The sequence below is a fragment of the Bradyrhizobium semiaridum genome (assembly GCF_020329505.1).
GTDB classification, from domain to species: domain Bacteria; phylum Pseudomonadota; class Alphaproteobacteria; order Rhizobiales; family Xanthobacteraceae; genus Bradyrhizobium; species Bradyrhizobium semiaridum.
Window position 1 is genome coordinate 82,839 of the sequence record NZ_JAGKJJ010000025.1, and the last position, 16,856, is coordinate 99,694.

The 16,856-nt window shown below is 65.7% G+C and carries 16 protein-coding genes and 1 pseudogene; 4 read left to right on the forward strand and 13 right to left on the reverse strand.

Annotation, left to right across the window (positions count from 1 at the left end):
- Window positions 1-96: 96 nt before the first annotated feature.
- From J6500_RS24860 to J6500_RS24875, 4 genes are all read right to left on the reverse strand, one after another.
- Window positions 97-873: an anti-sigma factor family protein gene (locus J6500_RS24860; RefSeq protein WP_225715333.1), complete on the reverse strand. Its 777-nt coding sequence runs from the start codon at window positions 871-873 to the stop codon at window positions 97-99.
- Window positions 870-1,427, reverse strand: a complete 558-nt coding sequence (locus J6500_RS24865) for a sigma-70 family RNA polymerase sigma factor (protein WP_225715334.1) — start codon at window positions 1,425-1,427, stop codon at window positions 870-872. The genes J6500_RS24860 and J6500_RS24865 overlap by 4 nt, the downstream gene beginning before the upstream one ends.
- Before the next feature lie 94 nt (window positions 1,428-1,521).
- A complete protein-coding gene (locus J6500_RS24870; RefSeq protein ID WP_225715335.1) occupies window positions 1,522-1,845 on the reverse strand; it encodes a cupredoxin domain-containing protein in 324 nt (107 codons plus the stop codon).
- 14 nt (window positions 1,846-1,859) lie between these two features.
- On the reverse strand, window positions 1,860-2,807 hold the full coding sequence (locus J6500_RS24875) for a metallophosphoesterase family protein (protein ID WP_225715336.1): 948 nt from the start codon (window positions 2,805-2,807) through the stop codon (window positions 1,860-1,862).
- A 227-nt stretch (window positions 2,808-3,034) separates the two neighbouring features.
- On the opposite strand from J6500_RS24875, the gene J6500_RS24880 reads away from it, so the two are divergent.
- The gene (locus J6500_RS24880) at window positions 3,035-3,442 is read left to right on the forward strand and encodes a GFA family protein (protein ID WP_225715337.1); all 408 of its coding nucleotides are present in this window, start codon (window positions 3,035-3,037) and stop codon (window positions 3,440-3,442) included.
- Window positions 3,443-3,813: 371 nt separating this feature from the next.
- On the opposite strand, the gene J6500_RS24885 is transcribed toward J6500_RS24880, so the two are convergent.
- The 5 genes from J6500_RS24885 to J6500_RS24905 form a co-directional block, all read right to left on the reverse strand.
- The gene (locus J6500_RS24885) at window positions 3,814-4,716 is read right to left on the reverse strand and encodes an alpha/beta fold hydrolase (RefSeq protein WP_225715338.1); all 903 of its coding nucleotides are present in this window, start codon (window positions 4,714-4,716) and stop codon (window positions 3,814-3,816) included.
- 7 nt (window positions 4,717-4,723) lie between these two features.
- Window positions 4,724-6,343: a GMC family oxidoreductase gene (locus J6500_RS24890; RefSeq protein ID WP_225715339.1), complete on the reverse strand. Its 1,620-nt coding sequence runs from the start codon at window positions 6,341-6,343 to the stop codon at window positions 4,724-4,726.
- Window positions 6,344-6,442: 99 nt separating this feature from the next.
- Window positions 6,443-7,750: an MFS transporter gene (locus J6500_RS24895; RefSeq protein ID WP_225715340.1), complete on the reverse strand. Its 1,308-nt coding sequence runs from the start codon at window positions 7,748-7,750 to the stop codon at window positions 6,443-6,445.
- 230 nt (window positions 7,751-7,980) lie between these two features.
- Window positions 7,981-8,421: a MaoC family dehydratase gene (locus J6500_RS24900; RefSeq protein ID WP_225715341.1), complete on the reverse strand. Its 441-nt coding sequence runs from the start codon at window positions 8,419-8,421 to the stop codon at window positions 7,981-7,983.
- Between the two features lie 11 nt (window positions 8,422-8,432).
- Window positions 8,433-8,924: a MaoC family dehydratase gene (locus tag J6500_RS24905; RefSeq protein WP_225715342.1), complete on the reverse strand. Its 492-nt coding sequence runs from the start codon at window positions 8,922-8,924 to the stop codon at window positions 8,433-8,435.
- Window positions 8,925-9,093: 169 nt separating this feature from the next.
- Between J6500_RS24905 and J6500_RS24910 the strand changes: the two genes are divergently transcribed.
- The gene (locus tag J6500_RS24910) at window positions 9,094-9,864 is read left to right on the forward strand and encodes an IclR family transcriptional regulator domain-containing protein (RefSeq protein ID WP_225715343.1); all 771 of its coding nucleotides are present in this window, start codon (window positions 9,094-9,096) and stop codon (window positions 9,862-9,864) included.
- A gap of 149 nt (window positions 9,865-10,013) precedes the next feature.
- Here J6500_RS24910 and J6500_RS24915 read toward each other — a convergent pair whose 3' ends face one another.
- Window positions 10,014-10,439, reverse strand: coding sequence for a hypothetical protein (locus J6500_RS24915; RefSeq protein ID WP_225715344.1), 426 nt, complete (start codon window positions 10,437-10,439; stop codon window positions 10,014-10,016).
- Window positions 10,440-10,669: 230 nt separating this feature from the next.
- Between J6500_RS24915 and J6500_RS24920 the strand changes: the two genes are divergently transcribed.
- Window positions 10,670-11,842 carry a M20 aminoacylase family protein gene (locus J6500_RS24920; RefSeq protein ID WP_225715345.1) on the forward strand — a complete coding sequence of 391 codons (1,173 nt, stop codon included), beginning with the start codon at window positions 10,670-10,672 and terminating at the stop codon, window positions 11,840-11,842.
- 173 nt (window positions 11,843-12,015) lie between these two features.
- On the opposite strand, the gene J6500_RS24925 is transcribed toward J6500_RS24920, so the two are convergent.
- Window positions 12,016-13,644: an inorganic phosphate transporter gene (locus J6500_RS24925; protein WP_225715346.1), complete on the reverse strand. Its 1,629-nt coding sequence runs from the start codon at window positions 13,642-13,644 to the stop codon at window positions 12,016-12,018.
- A gap of 529 nt (window positions 13,645-14,173) precedes the next feature.
- Window positions 14,174-15,589, reverse strand: coding sequence for a UdgX family uracil-DNA binding protein (locus J6500_RS24930; RefSeq protein WP_225715347.1), 1,416 nt, complete (start codon window positions 15,587-15,589; stop codon window positions 14,174-14,176).
- 255 nt (window positions 15,590-15,844) lie between these two features.
- Here J6500_RS24930 and J6500_RS24935 point away from each other — a divergent pair, with 255 nt between their 5' ends.
- Window positions 15,845-16,651, forward strand: a complete 807-nt coding sequence (locus J6500_RS24935; protein WP_225715348.1) for an ImuA family protein — start codon at window positions 15,845-15,847, stop codon at window positions 16,649-16,651.
- Window positions 16,652-16,717: 66 nt separating this feature from the next.
- Here J6500_RS24935 and J6500_RS24940 read toward each other — a convergent pair.
- Window positions 16,718-16,856 (reverse strand): annotated as a pseudogene (locus J6500_RS24940) (DNA repair protein); the annotation flags it as partial.

Consider the following 16,856-nt stretch of genomic DNA (forward strand, 5'->3'; position numbering starts at 1 on the left):
CCGGCATCATCATCTCGTAGCCCGGATGGAGCGCAGCGAAATCCGGGAATGCGACCGGCCCCGGATTGCGCTGCGCTCCATCCGGGCTACGAGCCGTCACCCCTCCTTGTTTGCGCGCATCGCGGTCTCGAACGTCTCGCCGAACTCGGCGAGCTCGTCGGCGCCGAGGTCGCTGACCGCCCAGTAGTTCAGGCCGCGGTCGCTCCAGCGGCGGATGTTGAAGCCCTGCAGCGTGTTGGTCCTGGCCGCGCGCCGTTCGGTGCCGGCGGTCTGCGCCACGAACAGGTTGATGACATGCTGGCGCCGCTTGTAGACCACGGCCCCGATGGCGCGGGCGTCGACATAGTCGAGCCGGCCGCCGATCAGGGTAAAACCCTGCGCGGTGAGATCGATCACCGGCGGCGAGACGTCGAGCTTGCCGTTGAACCAAGGTTTGACGGTGTGCTGGTCGGTCGAGATCACGTCGGTGAGATGGCCGGCCTGCAGCGAGCGCAGATGCGCCGACACCACCTCGGACTCGATGCGCTGCTCGTCATCGTTACGCAGCACGATGGCGACGAGCCCGGTCGCGGCGAGCGCCGAGACCGCAGATCCCATCGCAAAACCGCGCAGCACCGCGCGCCGGCTCGGCACGGCTTGCGGAAGCGGGCGCGGCTGCGGCAGTGCCTCCTCGATCCGGCGGCGCAGCGCTGATGGCGCCTTGTATTGCAGGTCGGTCTCGGCCATGGCCTGGCGGATCTCCCGGTACTCGCTGATCAGCGCGGCGCAATGCGCGCAGCTCTCGATATGGGCTTCGACCTCGCGCGCATGGCCGGCGTCGAGCTCGCCGTCGATCAGCGCGTGAAGCAGCACTTCGGCTTCCTCGCAGGTCATTTCGTTCGCTCCTGTTCCGCCAGCCAGGCCGATCGCAGCATGGCGCGGGCGCGCGCGAGACGCGACATCACGGTGCCCACGGGCACGGCGGCGACGTCGGCGATCTCGCGGTATGAGAGATGCTGGATTTCCCTGAGCACGAAGGTCTCGCGGAACGGCTCGGCCAGCGCGGCGATCAGCTTGCGCACGGTGTCGCCGTCGAAGCGGCGCAGCAGCTGCCGCTCCGGCGTCTCCGGCGGCTCGTTCCACATCGGCGCCTGCTCGGCGGTTTCGGCCACGTCCTCGACCGGGGCGGGCGCGGACTTGCGCCGGGCAAACTCGGCATGGCAGACGTTGCGCAGGATCGCGAACAGCCACGGCTTCATCGCAGGTCCCCGATAGCTGTCGAAATGCTTGTAGGCGCGCAGATAGCATTCCTGCACGGCATCCTCGGCATCGGCGGCATCGCGGAGCAGATAGCGCGCCAGCGTATAGGCCTCGTCGAGATAAGGCAGCGCGGCCTCGCGAAAGCGCCGCGCCTTTTCGGGATCGTCGTCCGACGCTTTGACAGCCATCGTGTCCTGCCCGGCATTTCCAGAAGGCGTTCGTGCCCGGCCGGGGTCGGAAGCCCACCGGCCGGGCATGGGTGTGATGACCTGGCTTGCCAAACTAGCCAACCTTGATGCTGCCTGTCATGTGCGGATGCAGCGAGCAGAAGTACTTGTACTCGCCCGGCTCCGTGAAGGTGAACGAAAAGGTGCCGTCGGTGTCCATCGTCTTGGAGCGGAATTTGCCCGCGCACACGACGGTGTGCGGGATGTCGTCGCGATTGGTCCAGGTCACGGTAGTGCCGACCTTGACGTCGAGCTTGGCCGGCTCGAACACGAAATTGTCGATATGAACCGCGATGTCGTCCGCGCGGGCCGCAGAGACAGGCAGGAGCATGGTCGCGACCACGGCGATGCCGAAGTCGCGGCGATTGAGCGTACTCATCTTCCGTCGTCCCTTCAGCCCTGCAGCGGCGTGTCGATGATAGCGAGGCGCTCGGTGCCCTGCTTGAAGTTGATGCTGGCGACGCCGAGCATGCTGCGCAGCTTGGCATCCTCGACCTTCATCGGGCCGGGCGAGGGGGCGGAGCCGGGCGCCGGCTGCGGAAACGCAGTGGAGCGCGCGGTGTGGAAGGTGACGTTGCCCTCGACCTTCTGCATCACCTGGTGGATGTGGCCGTTGAGGACGGTGACCGAGCCGAAGCCCTTGACGTATTCCAGCGCGCGGCCGCCGTCCTCGGTGCCCCAGCCCCATTGCGGATACACCGTCCACAGCGGGATGTGCGCGAACAGCACGATCGGCGTCGACTTGGAGCGGCCCTTGAGATCGTTCTCCAGCCATTCGAGCTGCTCGTTGCCGAGATTGCCGAGGCCGCCGCCCTTGAGGTCGACGACGTTGACGAGGCCGATGAAGTGCACGCCGCCGGCATCGAACGAATACCAGCCGGCGCCCTTGGTGCCCTTGCCGTAACGCTCCTTGTAGAGCTTCACTTCTTCGTCGATGAAGTCGTGCTCGCCCGGCACGTAGTGCACGTCGAGCTTGGCCTGCGAGATGATGCGGTCGGCGTCGTCGAATTCCTTGGCCTTCGACAGATGCGTGATGTCGCCGGTGTGGATCATGAAGGACGGCTTTGCGGGCATGCCGCGGACGGTGTTGATGGCTTCTTCCAGCGTGCCGAGGGCGTTCGGGTTGGCTGGCTTGTCGAAGCCGACATGACTGTCGCTGATCTGCAGGAAGGTCATGCCGGTTGGCTCGGCGGCCGCGGCCGAGCCGACGATGCCGAGCGAGTGCGGCACGCCGCCGGTGATGGTCCAGAGCACGCCGGTGCCGGCCCATGTCATGCATTCCAGCACCTTGCGCCGGCTGACGCCGTGCTCGTCGTGATGGTCGTGGTCGTGTCCGCTCATGGCAACATCTCCCGTGGGCCCAGGGATTTGGGTTTCCGCAAGAGGTGATTGGCCGCGGCCGGGGTTTATTCCCGCCCGCCACGGCAAGGCCCGGAGCGACGATGACGATTTCGTGAGCGCGCCGGGCGTGTCGCGCGACAGGTGGACGCAACGGCACGATGCGGAGTTGAAGCCGCGACCGGCAGGGACTTACGCTCCGGCAAACAACGCATCAGAGGGAGGCGACCATGGCCAATATCACCGGCGGCTGTCATTGTGGTGCCATTCGCTATGAGGTGACGGGAGAACCCATCGTCCACGCGCTGTGCCACTGCACCGATTGCCGGCGCCATGCCGGCGCGCCGATGGTCGGCTGGACCATGTACACCGAGGATGCGGTCAAGCTGACCAAGGGCCAGCCCAAGGTCTATCATTCATCGGAACACGGCCGCCGGCACTTCTGCGCGGACTGCGGCACCGGGCTGTTCTACTTCAACGCCGACATCATGCCCGGGATCATCGACATCCAGAGCGGAACCTATGACGACCCCGACGCCGTGCCGGCCACGGTGCACATCCAGGTCGCCGAGCGGCTGCGCTGGATGGAAGATGCGCACCATCTGCCGACCTTCGACCGCTACCCGCCGCAGGCGTAGACCGCGGTGGCCGTTGCCCGGCAGCCACACGAACGGGCCGCAACACGGCTGTCTTGCAACCGTCAGCGTAGTGTCAGCGGCCATGTGTATGGGTGGCACGGTTCTTATCCGTCACGCTTGGCGTCCCACACCAGGGCTACAGCATGATCCGGAAAAGTGCGAAGCGGCTTTCCCTCGCGACAAACGCGAAGCATTTGCGCGGAGATCATGCTCAAACAAGGAGCTAAAGCGCTATGACGATCCAACCCAATCTCATCGCGCTTTAGCTGGCTCGCGCCGGGCATCACGGCAAGCACGAAGAAACGGTTCCAGTACTGCGTGAGTAGCGTCCGCCGTCCCCGCAAGGGGGCGGCGTCTTCTTTGCTGGCGCTCTAATCCGGCTGTGCGGCGAATGTCCTGAGCGCCTCAACCAGCTTCTGTGGCGCCTCCTGCGCGACGCAATGCCCGACGCCGTCGAACGTCCGGCGGCTGGCGTGCGGGATCAGGGCGCCGGCGCGATCGGCCATCTGCCTGTAGATCGGCCAGGACTGCTCGGCGGTCGCGATGCAGACTGGGCAGGTGATCTCGGACAGCCACGGAAAGGGATTGCCGCGGCCGTCGCCGATGTAGATCTGCTCCATCGCCTCGAAGATCGGCACCAGCAGCGCGGACTCGATCTCCGGCGTGCAGCGCAGCCGCATGCGGCCGTCGTCGAGCTTGGCAAAACCGTTGTTGACATAGGCCCAGAGCGAGGACTCGGTCCAGGACGCGAAGGCGGGCGCGGCGCGCAGCCGCCGGAATAGCGCGTCGTCGCTGTCGAACTCGGCGCGGCGGCGCAGCGTGCCCTGCACCGATGCCTTGGACATGTCGCTCAGGCCGGCGGTGCGCGGCGTGCGCGGGTCCATCACGGTCGGCTCCATCACGAACAGCCGCGCAAATCGATCCGGCATCAGCTTCGCCGCGAGCAACAGGTCGGTGGCGCCGGCGCTGTGGCCGATGCCGTAAATGCCGTGGAGATCGAGACGCTCGACCACCATGCAGAGGTCGTCGGCGAAATCCTGGAAGTGATAGCGGTCGGCGGCCGGCTTGTGGCTCAGGCCATGGCCGCGGCGGTCGAGCGCATAGACCGTGTAGTCCGCGGCCAGCGCCTCCGCCACCTCGGTCCAGACCTCGGCGACAAAGCCCGTGCCGTGAAGCAGCAGCGCCGGCGGTTTGCCGGAAGCCGGCTCGCCCCATCGCGCCAGCGCGATCGGCGCGCTCGCGTCGCCAATGAGGAGTCGCGTCGGAGAGCTCATGGCCCGGCTACCGCGCGTCCTGCAGGATCATCGTCGCGCCCTTTTCGGCGATCATCGCGGTCGGCGTGTTGGTGTTGCCCGAGGTGATGGTCGGCATCACGGAGGCGTCGGCGATGCGCAGGCCGTGCAGGCCATAGAAGCGCAGCCGCTCGTCGACCACGGCCAAGGGATCGTTGGCGGTGCCCATCTTCGCGGTGCCGACGGGATGGAAGATCGTGGTGCCGATATCGCCGGCGGCTTTTGCGAGCGACGCGTCGTCGTCGCCGACGGACGGGCCGGGCAGAAATTCCTCGGGCCGATATTTTTCCAGCGCCTTCTGCTTCATCAGTCGGCGCGTGGTGCGGATCGCGTCGGCAGCGACCTGGCGGTCGTCCTCGGTCGACAGATAATTCGGCGCGATCGACGGCTTGTCGTCCGGTGTCGCCGAACGGATACGCACGGTGCCGCGCGAGGTCGGCTGCAGATTGCAGGCGCTCACCGTGATCGCCGGGAAGCGGTGCAGCGGATCGCCGAACTTGTCGAGCGAGAGTGGCTGCACATGGAACTGGATGTTGGCGCGCGAGCGCGTCGCGTCGGAGCGCGTGAAGATGCCGAGTTGCGACGGCGCCATGGTCAGCGGCCCGCGGCGACGGAATGCGTAGTCGAGGCCCATCAGGCCGCGGCGGAACAGGTTGTAATAGGTCTCGTTCAACGTGCGCACGCCCGACACCTTGTAGATCGCGCGCTGCTGCAGATGGTCTTGCAGGTTGCGGCCGATGCCCTGTACGTCGGCGACGATGTCGACGCCGAGCGGCGACAGCCATTCCGACGGGCCGAGGCCGGAGCGTTGCAGCACCTGCGTCGTTCCGATCGCGCCGGCGCACAGGATGACTTCGCCCCTCGCGCGCGCCTCCACCGTCTCGCCGCCCTGGCGGAACAACACGCCGGCGGCGCGGCCGCTCTCGATGACGAGGCGGTCGACCAGCACGTGGGTCTCGAGCCTCAGGTTCTGGCGGTTCAGCGCCGGCTTCAAGAAGCCGCGCGCCGACGACCAGCGCCGGCCGCGCTTCTGGTTGACGTGGAAATAGCTGGTGCCCTCATTGTCGCCGGTGTTGAAGTCCGCAATGCGCTTGATGCCCATTTCCTCGGCGGCCTCGCCGACCGCATCGAGGATCTGCCACGACAGCCGCGGCGCCTCGATGCGCCAGCCGCCGCCGGTGCCGTGATGCTCGCTCTCGCCGAGGAAATGATCCTCGAGCTTCTTGAACGCCGGCAGCACGTCGCTGTAGCTCCAGCCGGTGAGGCCGAGCTGCCGCCAGTGATCGTAGTCCGCTGCCTGGCCGCGCATCGAGATCATGGCGTTGATCGCCGACGAGCCACCGATCACCTTGCCGCGCGGATAGCTCAGCGCGCGGCCGTTGAGGCCGGGCTCGGCCTCGGTCGTGAACATCCAGTCCGAGCGTGGATTGCCGATTGCGAAGAGGTAGCCGACCGGAATGTGGAACCAGATCCAATTGTCCTTGCCGCCGGCTTCCAGCAGCAGCACGCGCTTCTTCGGATCGGCCGACAGGCGGTTGGCCATGATGCAGCCCGCCGTGCCTGCGCCGACGATAATGTAGTCGAAATCACCCTCGAGCCTTCGCGGCATATCTTCGTTCCCGGCAAGCGTCTCTTGTTGGGCATCTATTAGTCAGACGCAGCCGGTGGAGACAAGCCCGGCGCAGAGAGCCGGGCTTGCGATGAGGGGTCACGGCCGGCTGGGCTCGCCGAGCGCGCTGGCCTCCCTCGGCTTGGGAACGCCGAGAATCAGCGTCAGCATACCGAGCGCAAGCAGCGCGCCGACCAGGGCGAGCGGTCTGTAGATGCTTCCGGTCGCGACATTCATCCAGCCGATCAGGGCAGGGCAGACCGCGCCGCCGAACGAGCCGATGGCGCTGATCAGCGCGATTCCGCCCGCCGCCGCGCTGCCGTCCAGCGTTGCGTTGGGTATCGTCCAGAACAGCGACAGGATCGCGAAGATGCCGATCGAAGCGGCGGCGAGCATGGCGACGGTCAACACGATGCTGCCCTGTGCGGCCTGCAGGGCGATGAAGCAGGTCGCCGCAACGAGGCCGCAAGCGACGACGTGCCAGCGCCGCTCCATGAGGCGGTCGGAGCTGTAGCCGATTGCGACCATGCCGAGCGCCGACGCCACCGAGATCGCCCCGCTCAGCCAGCCGATCTCGGTCGCCGTCGCCACGCCGACCCGCTTGAGCAGCGTCGGGGTCCACAACAGGATGGTATTGAGCGAGCAGAAAAATGCGAAGTAGATGAACGACAACAGGTAGACGCGCGGCTCGCGCAGGGCCGCGGCGAAGCTGCGCGTGGTGCCGGGTGCGCTGGCGCGATCGCGCGCGAGATCGTTCGCGACCTGCCGCTGCTCCTCGGCGCTCAGCCATGCTGCGGCCTGCGGTCCGTCGGACAGATAGAGATAGGCGGCGATACCGAGCAGGACCGCCGGACCGCCTTCGATGATGAACAGCCACTGCCATCCGTGCAGGCCATGGACGCCCTGCATGTGGTCCATGATGAGGCCCGACAACGGACCTGCGATGATGCCACCGAGTGGCACGGCCATCACGAACAGGCTGGTCATGCGGCCGCGCACGCGGTCGGGGAACCAGAGCGTCAGATAATACAGGATGCCGGGAAAGAAGCCGCCTTCGGCCGCGCCGAGCAGGAAGCGCAGGAGGTAGAGGTGGTACTGGTTCTGCACGAGCGCGAGCAGCACCGTGACCGCGCCCCACAGCACCATGATCCGCAGCAGCGTCTTGCGGACGCCGATCCTAACCAGCAGGAGATTGCTCGGCACCTCGAGCGCAACATAGCCGATGGAGAAGACGCCGGCCGCGAGCCCGAACACCGCATCGTCGAGGTTGAGATCCTTTAGGAACTGCAGCTTGGCGAAGCCGATGTTGAAGCGGTCGATGATCGCGATCGTATAGCACGCCAGCAGGAACGGGATCAGTCGCCAGGCGATCCGTCGATAGAGCCGCGCATCGGCGGTATCGTGCATTGAAACCTCCCTCGAATGTTTTTTGAATTGTTAGTAGCCGCAAAGACGGTGAACTCGCTCGCCCCGTTCTTACGGGGAGAGGGTTGGGGTGAGGGGCCGTCTCCGCATCAACGGAGAGGGCTGCACTCGTGGAGGCTCCCCCTCACCCGGAACGCATCTAACGATGCGTTCCGGCCTCTCCCCGCAGGCGGGGAGAGGCGAAGGGGAGCCCGCGAATTGCGCGATCTGCGCTAGCTTGTCGGAAATTCCAGCATCGCTTCGCCGGCGGCGACGGTTTCGCCGCGCTGGTTCTGCACGGCGACGTCGACCACGACCCAGCGCGATTTTGCGGTGACCTGCTTGGCCTTGATGGTGCCGGCCGGGCGGATCGTGTCGCCGGGTTTCACCGGTTTCAGCCAGCGCGTCTCCAGCCGGCGGTGGATCGCGCCCGCGGGCGCCGCCCAGTCGGTCAGCATGCGCGTGATCAGGCCGAAGTTGTTCATGCCATGCATGATGATGCCGCCGAAATTGGTCTTGCCGAAATCGCCCTTCATGTAGTCGTCGTCAAGATGCAGCGGGTTGTAGTCAAGCGATGCGTCGCAGAACAGGCGGATGGATTCGCGCGAGACGGCGAATGCGGGCCCCTCGATGGTGTCGCCGGCCTTGAGAGATTCGAAATTGGCTGAAGTCATCGTGCGCCTCCCTACATCGGGCGGATGGTCTGGCCGCGACCGGAGCAGATCACGTCGCCATGCTGGTTGAAGAAGACGTTGTCGTGCACCACGAACAGCCGCTCGCGCTTGATGAACTTGTCGAGGGCGCGGGCCTGCAGCGTGATGGTATCGCCGGGCCGGGCAGGGATGTTGTAGCTCCAGGACTGCCCGGCATTGACTGTGCCGGGCGAGCGCATCCAGTCGTCCGCCGGCGTGCAGGCGAACATCAGGAGGATATGGATCGCCGGCGGTGCGATCAGCCCTCCATACGGCCCCGCCTTCGCCGCCGCCTCGTCCAGATAGAGCGGATTGGTTTCGCCGACCGCGCGGCAATACAGCGTGATTGCCTCTTGCGTCAGCTTGTAGGGCAGCGTCTTGCGGGGCTCGCCGGGAATGATCTCGTCCCACACCTTGCGCAGCTTCGCGTCCTTCCAGAAGTCGGTTTCGAACGGTGCGGCGGCAGAATTTTCTGCTTGCGCCATCATGGATCCTCCTGCTATTGAGTTCGCCAGGCGAACAATTAATTCGCTGTATGAACCACGCTAGCTCGGTCGAAAGTCCCTGGCAAGCGCGCAGGGCCGCGTCATGCGCAGGCCGCCATGCCCAAGGCGATGTCATGAGCAAAATGAGGCGGGGCAAGAAGATCAGCCCATGAGCAAAGAGAGTGACGGCTTCGTCCGTGCGATCGCGCGCGGCTTCTCGATCATCGAGGCGCTCGGCAGTCCGCCGGGACGGCACACGCTTGCGGAGACCGCCGACATCGCCGGCCTCAACCGGGCCACCGCGCGCCGCATCCTGGCGACGCTGGTGGCGCTGAAATATTGCGCCTCGGACGGACGCTATTTCAGCCTGCGGCCGCGTGCGCTCGGGCTCGGCCTGTCCTATCTCAACGCGCTGCCCTACTGGGCGCATGCGCAGCGGGCACTGGAAAATCTGCGCAACGAGATCGGCGAGTCCTGCGCAATGGCGGTGCTTGACGAGGACGAGATCGTCTACGCGCTGCGGCTGCCGGCGCGCCGCATCCTCTCCGCCAATCTCGGCGTCGGCAGCCGTCTGCCGGCGCACCTGGTGTCGCTCGGCCGCGTGCTGCTCGCGGCCCTGCCGCCCGCCACCCGCGACGCCTATCTTGCAAACGGCGCTTTCAAGCCGGTCACGCCGCGCACGGTCACTGATCCGGCGCGCCTCGGCGAACTGCTGGCGCGGGCCGACAGCGAGGGCTATGCCTGGGTCGACGGTGAACTCGATCCCGCGATCTGCGGCATCGCGGTGCCGCTGCGCGATCCCGCCGGCGCCGTGGTCGCGGCGCTCAGCGTCAATACCATTTCAGGCACTGTCAGCGAGGCCGGGGCGCGCAAGAAATTTCTGCTGCCGCTGCGCCGAACCGCGCAGGAGATCCGCAGCCAGATGCTCACGTTGAGTTAGGCACGACCCGAAGTGCAAAGCGGTCCCAAGAAGAGGATCATGCTCAAACGGAAGGCGAGGGTGCGATGACGGTTCGACCCAATCTCATCGCAGTCAGGCGCTCGTGCACGGACGCGCTGTAGCGCTGAGGGACCGGTCGCGCAGGATGATCAGGCCGGCGGCGCCATGTAGGGAATGCTGCCGACCAGGGCAAAGACCTGAACTGCATTGCACAGCATGCCGCTCCAATGCAGCTGGCGCAGCCGCCGCACCGCGCCGGGATCGCCGGCGTCCCTGGCATCGGTCTCGGCGTCCATCCGCGCCAAGAACCAGCGCCGCCCCAGCACCGCGAACGCCGCGATCAAGGCGATGAAGAGGGCGACGACGAACCGGCCCGCCGCCGCAAAGGCGAGCGTCCCGATCACGCCGGAGCCGGTCAGCACGAGGAAATAGGCATTGAACATGCCGCGCAGTAGCCGGGTGACGGGCGGGACGTCGAGCTTCACGAGCAGGAAGGCCGGCGCGGCGAGCAGGAAATAGCCCATCGGCACCAGCAGGATGATGGTGGAAAACAACACCGCTTGATCCGGCGTCATGCTGCCGTCCCTATTTTCTTGAGCGGGAAGATTTCGACGCGGAAACTTCTGCGAGTATCCGCGCGCCGTGTTTCCCGCACCATTAGGCTTTGGTCTGATGGACTGTAGCAGACGCCGCGCATTTCGGTCATGCAGGCCCCGGCCGGAGGGCATGCCCGCACCTGTTGGGTGGACCGGCTCTTGCATGCTAGACAGGCACCAGCAGTCCAACCTTCGAGGCCAGAACTCTCATGCCCATCGTCAATCGCGTCGCCGATCTGCAACCCGACATTCAGGCCTGGCGCCGCGACATCCATGAAAATCCCGAACTGCTCTACGACGTCCACCGCACTGCATCATTCGTGGCTGACAGGCTGAAGGAGTTCGGCTGCGACGAGGTCGTGACCGGCCTCGGCAAGACCGGGGTGGTCGGGGTGATCAAGGGCAGCAAGCCGGCCGGCGACGGCGAGCTCAAGGTGATCGGCCTGCGCGCCGACATGGATGCGCTGCCGATCCAGGAAGAGACCAACCTGCCATATGCCTCCAAGACGCCCGGCAAGATGCACGCCTGCGGCCATGACGGCCACACCGCGATGCTGCTCGGCGCGGCGCGCTATCTCGCCGAGACGCGCAACTTTGCCGGCACCGCGGTGGTGATCTTCCAGCCCGCCGAGGAGGGCGGCGCGGGCGCCGCCGCCATGATCAAGGACGGGTTGATGGACCGCTTCGGCATCGAGCAGGTCTACGGCATGCACAACGGCCCGGGCATCCCGATCGGCTCGTTCGCGATCCGGCCGGGCCCGATCATGGCGTCGACCGACGAGGTCAATATCAGCATCGAGGGGCTCGGCGGTCACGCCGCGCGTCCGCACAAATGCATCGACTCGGTGATGGTCGGCGCGCAGCTGATCACGGCGCTGCAGTCGGTGGTGTCGCGCAGCGTCGATCCGCTCGAGTCCGCCGTGGTCTCGATCTGCGAATTCCACGCCGGCAACGCCCGCAACGTGATCCCGCAGACCGCCGAGCTGCGCGGCACCGTCCGCACCCTGACCCCGGAAGTCCGCCAGCTGGTCGAGAAGCGGATCGGCGAAGTGGTCAAGGGCGTCGCCACGCTGACCGGCGCCAAGATCGAGCTCAACTACAAGCGCGGCTATCCCGTCACGGTCAATCACCGCGCGCAGACCGAATTCGCCAGCCGCATCGCCCGGGAGGTCGCGGGCGAATCCAATGTGCACGAGATGCCGCCGCTGATGGGCGGCGAGGATTTCTCCTACATGCTGGAAGCGCGCCCCGGCGCCTTCATCTTCTGCGGCAACGGCGACAGCGCCGGCCTGCATCACCCCGCCTACAATTTCAACGACGAGGCGATCGTCTACGGCACCTCGTATTTCGTGAAGATCGTGGAGACCGCGTTGGCAGCGTGAGCACCGCCGTCATTGCGAGCGAAGCGAAGCAATCCATCGTGCCACTTGCGGAGATATGGATTGTTTCGTCGCTTCGCGCCTCGCAATGACGGGTGAGATAGCAATTACCAAAACAAAAAGGCCCGCGCGGTCGGCGCGGGCCTTTGTGTGTGAGCCGCTACGGCTCGTGCGGATCAGAACGCCCGCGCGAAGATCACATAGAGCACGCCCGAGAGCAGGATCGCGGCGGGCAGGGTCAGGACCCAGGCCATCAGCAGGTTTCTGATGGTGGCGAGCTGCAGGCCGGAGCCGTTGGCCGCCATGGTGCCGGCGACGCCGGACGACAGCACGTGGGTGGTCGAGACCGGCAGGCCGAACGTGTCGGCGGCGCCGATGGTGGCGGCGGCAACCAGCTCGGCCGAGGCGCCCTGCGCGTAGGTCAGGTGGGTCTTGCCGATCTTCTCGCCGACCGTGATGACGATGCGCTTCCAGCCGATCATGGTGCCGAGGCCGAGCGCGATCGCGACCGCCACCTTAACCCAGGTCGGGATGAACTTTGTGGCGCTGTCGAGCGAGGCCTTGTAGGCGTTCAGGGTCGCGACCTCTTCCTTGTTGAGGTCGTTTTCCTTGTCCTTCATCAGGAAGCGGATCGCTTCCGAAGTCAGGTACATGTCGTTACGGGTGTTGCCGACGGCTTCCGCGGGCACCCTGTTGAGCGAGCCGTACTTCTGCACCTGCTCGCCGACATCCTTCACCAGCACCGACAGCGACGGATAGGTGCCTTCGCTGATGTGGTGCGAGGAGACGTACTGCGTCACCGCGGGACGGGGATCGCCGATGATATTGTGGCCGGCGCCCTTGGCCGCGATCACCTTGGAGGCGGCCTCCGAGGTCTGCTGGAATTTCGCCACCTGGCTCTCCGGCAGCGCGCGGTTCAGCGCGTAGGCGGTCGGCACGGTGCCGATCAGGATCAGCATGATCAGGCCCATGCCCTTCTGGCCGTCATTCGATCCGTGGGCGAAGCTGACGCCGGTGCAGGTCAGGATCAGCAGGCCGCGGATCCAGAGCGGCGGCGCCTTGTGGCCCTCGGGGGCGGCATACAGCGCCGGGTTCCTGATGATCATCTTGAGCAGCAGCAGCAGCACGGCGGCGCAGATGAAGCCGACCAGCGGCGAGAGCAGCAGCGCATAGCCGATCTCGGTGGCCTTGCCCCAGTCCACGCCCGAGGTGCCGTCGCGGCCGCGCAGCATCGCGTTGGCGACGCCGACGCCGATGATCGAGCCGATCAGCGTGTGCGAGGAGGAGGCCGGCAGGCCGAAATACCAGGTGCCGAGATTCCACAGGATCGCGGCGATCAGGAGCGCGAACACCATGGCGAAGCCGGCGCTGGAGCCGACCTGCAAAATCAACTCCACCGGCAGCAGCGAGACGATGCCGAACGCGACCGCGCCGGTCGAGGTCAAGACGCCGAGGAAGTTCCACAGGCCGGACCACATCACCGCGGCTTCCGCCGGCAGCGAGTGGGTGTAGATCACGGTGGCGACCGCGTTGGCGGTGTCGTGGAAGCCGTTGACGAACTCGAAGCCGAGCGCGATCAGCAGGGCAATGAACAGCAGGATGTAAGGCAGGTAGGTCGTGACCTTGGTGCCGGTGGCATCGACGTCCGAGTAGATGCTGTAGGCGACGTACAGCAGTCCCGCGGCAAGGATGCCGAAGAAAAGGATCATGGTGAGCGGGTTGAAGCCCTTGTCGAGATTGGGCCGCGACGCCGGCTGAATCGGCGCTCCCTCGGCCATCGATGAATTGAGTGTGATGTCGGTCATTCTGACGCCCCTCGTCTACAATGAGAGACCCAGTTGTGGCTCAGGGAGTTGAAGGTTGAATGACAGTCGCAACTGTTCGCCCGAACGACTGTGGCAACAGAGCGGAGAGGCGCTGCAATTCTGTGCAGATATTTTGGGCTTCTGTTTGGAATCGTTCTAATACTGCGGCGGCCGCGGACATCGTCGATTGTGCGCGATCATCCTTGTGCAACCGCGTGCAAACCATGAGGCGCGTGAGCAGCAGCATGCCCGAGCCGCCGGACGCCCGAGTTTTGGCGAACGTCATCGGGAGAGGAAAGCTGTCGGCAGTGAAGCGCTTGGTGGGAGCCGGAGCGAGGCCGCGCGCTGCACGATTGGGGCTAGCGAACCGTGCAGCGCGCCGACCTCAGGGTACGTCATGGCGTGAACATGACGCCCAAGGAGTCTCGGATATAATACCCTATCACAGATCAATTAAAGGTTGTAGGCCTTTATAAATATTCTCAACAATCTCACGCCTATGTGTGGTTCCATGGACAATGCGGGACAGTCAGGCGGCGCGGGCGGAGCGCCGCAGCCAGCCGGCGGCGATTTTCAGATCGTTGACAAAGCGCTGATATTCCAGCGTCTTGGCCTCCCGATCCGGCAGCCGTAGCAGATAGGACGGATGCACGGTGACGAGCACCTTGGTTCCGTCGTGCTCGATCAGATGGCCGCGGTTCCGGTTGATCGGCGTGATCTTGCCAAGCACGCTTTGCGCTGCGGTAGCGCCGAGCGCCACCACGAGATCGGGTTTGATCGCGGCGAGTTCCCGCTCGTACCACTGCCGGCAGGCACGGATCTCCGGCGTCGCCGGCTTCTGATGCAACCTGACCTTGCCGCGCGGCACGAATTTGAAATGCTTGACTGCATTGGTGACATAGACCTTGCCACGGTCGATGCCGGCTTCGTCGAGCGCGCGATCGAGCATCAGCCCGGCTGGGCCGACGAACGGCTTGCCGGCGAGATCCTCTTTGTCGCCGGGCTGCTCGCCGACCAGCATGATCGATGCGGTTTGCGGACCTTCGCCGAACACAGTCTGCGTTGCGTTCTTCCACAGCGGACAAGCGCGGCAGCCGGCGGCGTCCTCGCGCAGTGCGGCGATGCTGTCGCCGGTTGTCTTGCGTGCCATCGGCCGATCCTGCGGTTGCTGCGGCTGGTGCGGTTCGCTCGCTTTGTTGGCGATGAAAGGGCCGCTCGTCATCCGCATCGCGTCTTCGATCAGGGGCTTAATGATCGAGTCGTCGGGCAGGTTCCTCCAATAGGCTTGCGGCATCTCCATCAATTTCAGCCGCGCGGGATCGAACAGGCCGCTGGTGTGACGGCGCCAGGCTTCCTCGAGCCGGTCCTCGTTCGGCACTTCGGACTTGTCGATGCCTGACGTGATCGAGACCGCATGCCCATCCCAATGCGCGCAGAGGTCGGGCGTCAGGATCGACCATGGCATGTCGGCGAAGCGGTTGGCGAAGAACGGCGCGGCGGCTTCGACGACGTGATGCTCGGGCTCGAACCAGGCGACATAATGCGCGTTCCGCTCGCGGCCGATCTCGCGGAAGCGGACCTGCGCGATCATCCGGTCCATGTCGCGATAGACCGCGCGCGCCATCGCGTTGGCCTCGGCGATATCGGAGTCGCCCGCCAGATCGTGATGGCTGCGCAGCCGCCATAGCAGGCGATAGAGCAGGGCGAAGCGTTCGCCGTTTCGATGCAGGATCGCGGCCTTCGTCAGCTCGACGAATGTGGCCGGCACGTTGAATGCGTGCGGTGCATCGGGCAGATCGTCGACACCGGAGGCTGCGGACAATTCGGTCCCACCGCGCACCGTCCACGTGACATCGGCCGGCTTGACGCCGTTCAGCGCCAGCCGCCGCGCGGCCTTGCGCCAGCCTTCGAAATCGGTGTCGTTGTCGAGCCTGATGATGTGCATGCGATCTGCTCCGTATCCGTCTGCCGCCATTCTTCGGGTCCGTGTGCGCCGATCGCGGCGGGAGCGCCGCGCCCGTTCGGGCTGCTGCCAAATCCCCTTGATTCCGCTGATGAATCGAAGAGCCCACCAACCCGATTGACTCTGCCGGTCCTGTTAGCTTTATATTAGAACATATCATGAACAAATGAGCCAGTCCCTGGTTCTCTGTTCGAAGCAGTGACGGCCTCAAATTTTTGGTTGGAAGGAGTGGCGCATATGAACGGCGCACGCATGAGCACGCTTGCGTCCCTGCGCGGCAGCATCGCGCGCATCGAGGCGCCCATGGATGCGGGGATGGATACGGGTTTGCCGAACCGCATCGCGCTCGGTCACGCCGGTGCTGACCTGATGCTGCGCGGCGGACTGGCGCCGGCCGCGCTGCACGAGGTGTTCGCCGACGGCGGCCATCAGGCAGGAGCTGCGACCGGCTTCATCGCGGGCCTTGCCGGACGGCTGTCGCCGCGCAAGCCGCTGGTGTGGGTGCGGCAGGATTTTTCAGAGCGCGAAAACGGCGCGCTGTCGATGAACGGGCTCTGCGAGCTCGGCCTCGATCCGCGCCTCTTGGTCACCGTGCGCGCCGCCGATGTCGATGCCGCCTTGCGCACCGCCGCCGACGCGCTCGCCTGCGATGCGCTCGGTGCCGTCGTGCTGGAGGTCTGGGGCAATGTCCGCCAGCTCGATCTCGTCGCCAGCCGTAAATTGACTCTCGCCGCGCAAGCCGCCGGCGTGTCAGCGCTGCTGCTGCGGATCGCGGCTACGCCGATCCCCTCGACCGCCGAGACACGCTGGATCGTGCGCGCGGCGCATTCGCCGCCGGGCAGCGCGGCGAGCTCCTTTGGCGCGCCGCGCTTCGACGCCGAACTCGTGCGCAACCGTCATGGCCCGGTCGGGCGATGGATCATGGAATGGAAATGTGATGAGTGCCAGTTCAGTGAACCGCCGGCGTATCCTCAGCCTCTGGCTGCCACGCCTGCCCATCGACCGCATCAAGCGCAAGCTCGCGCAGTCCGTCTCGCGAGTTGACGCTCGGGAGGTGGCAGGGCTCCCTCTCCCGCTTGCGGGGGAGGGAGCCCTGCCACCTCCCGAGCGTCAACTCGCGAGACGGACTGCGCGAGCTTGCGCTTGATGCGGTCGATGGGCAGGCGTGGCAGCCAGAGGCTGAGGATACGCCGGCGGTTCACTGAACTGGCACTCATCACATTTCCATTCCATGATCCATCGCCCGACC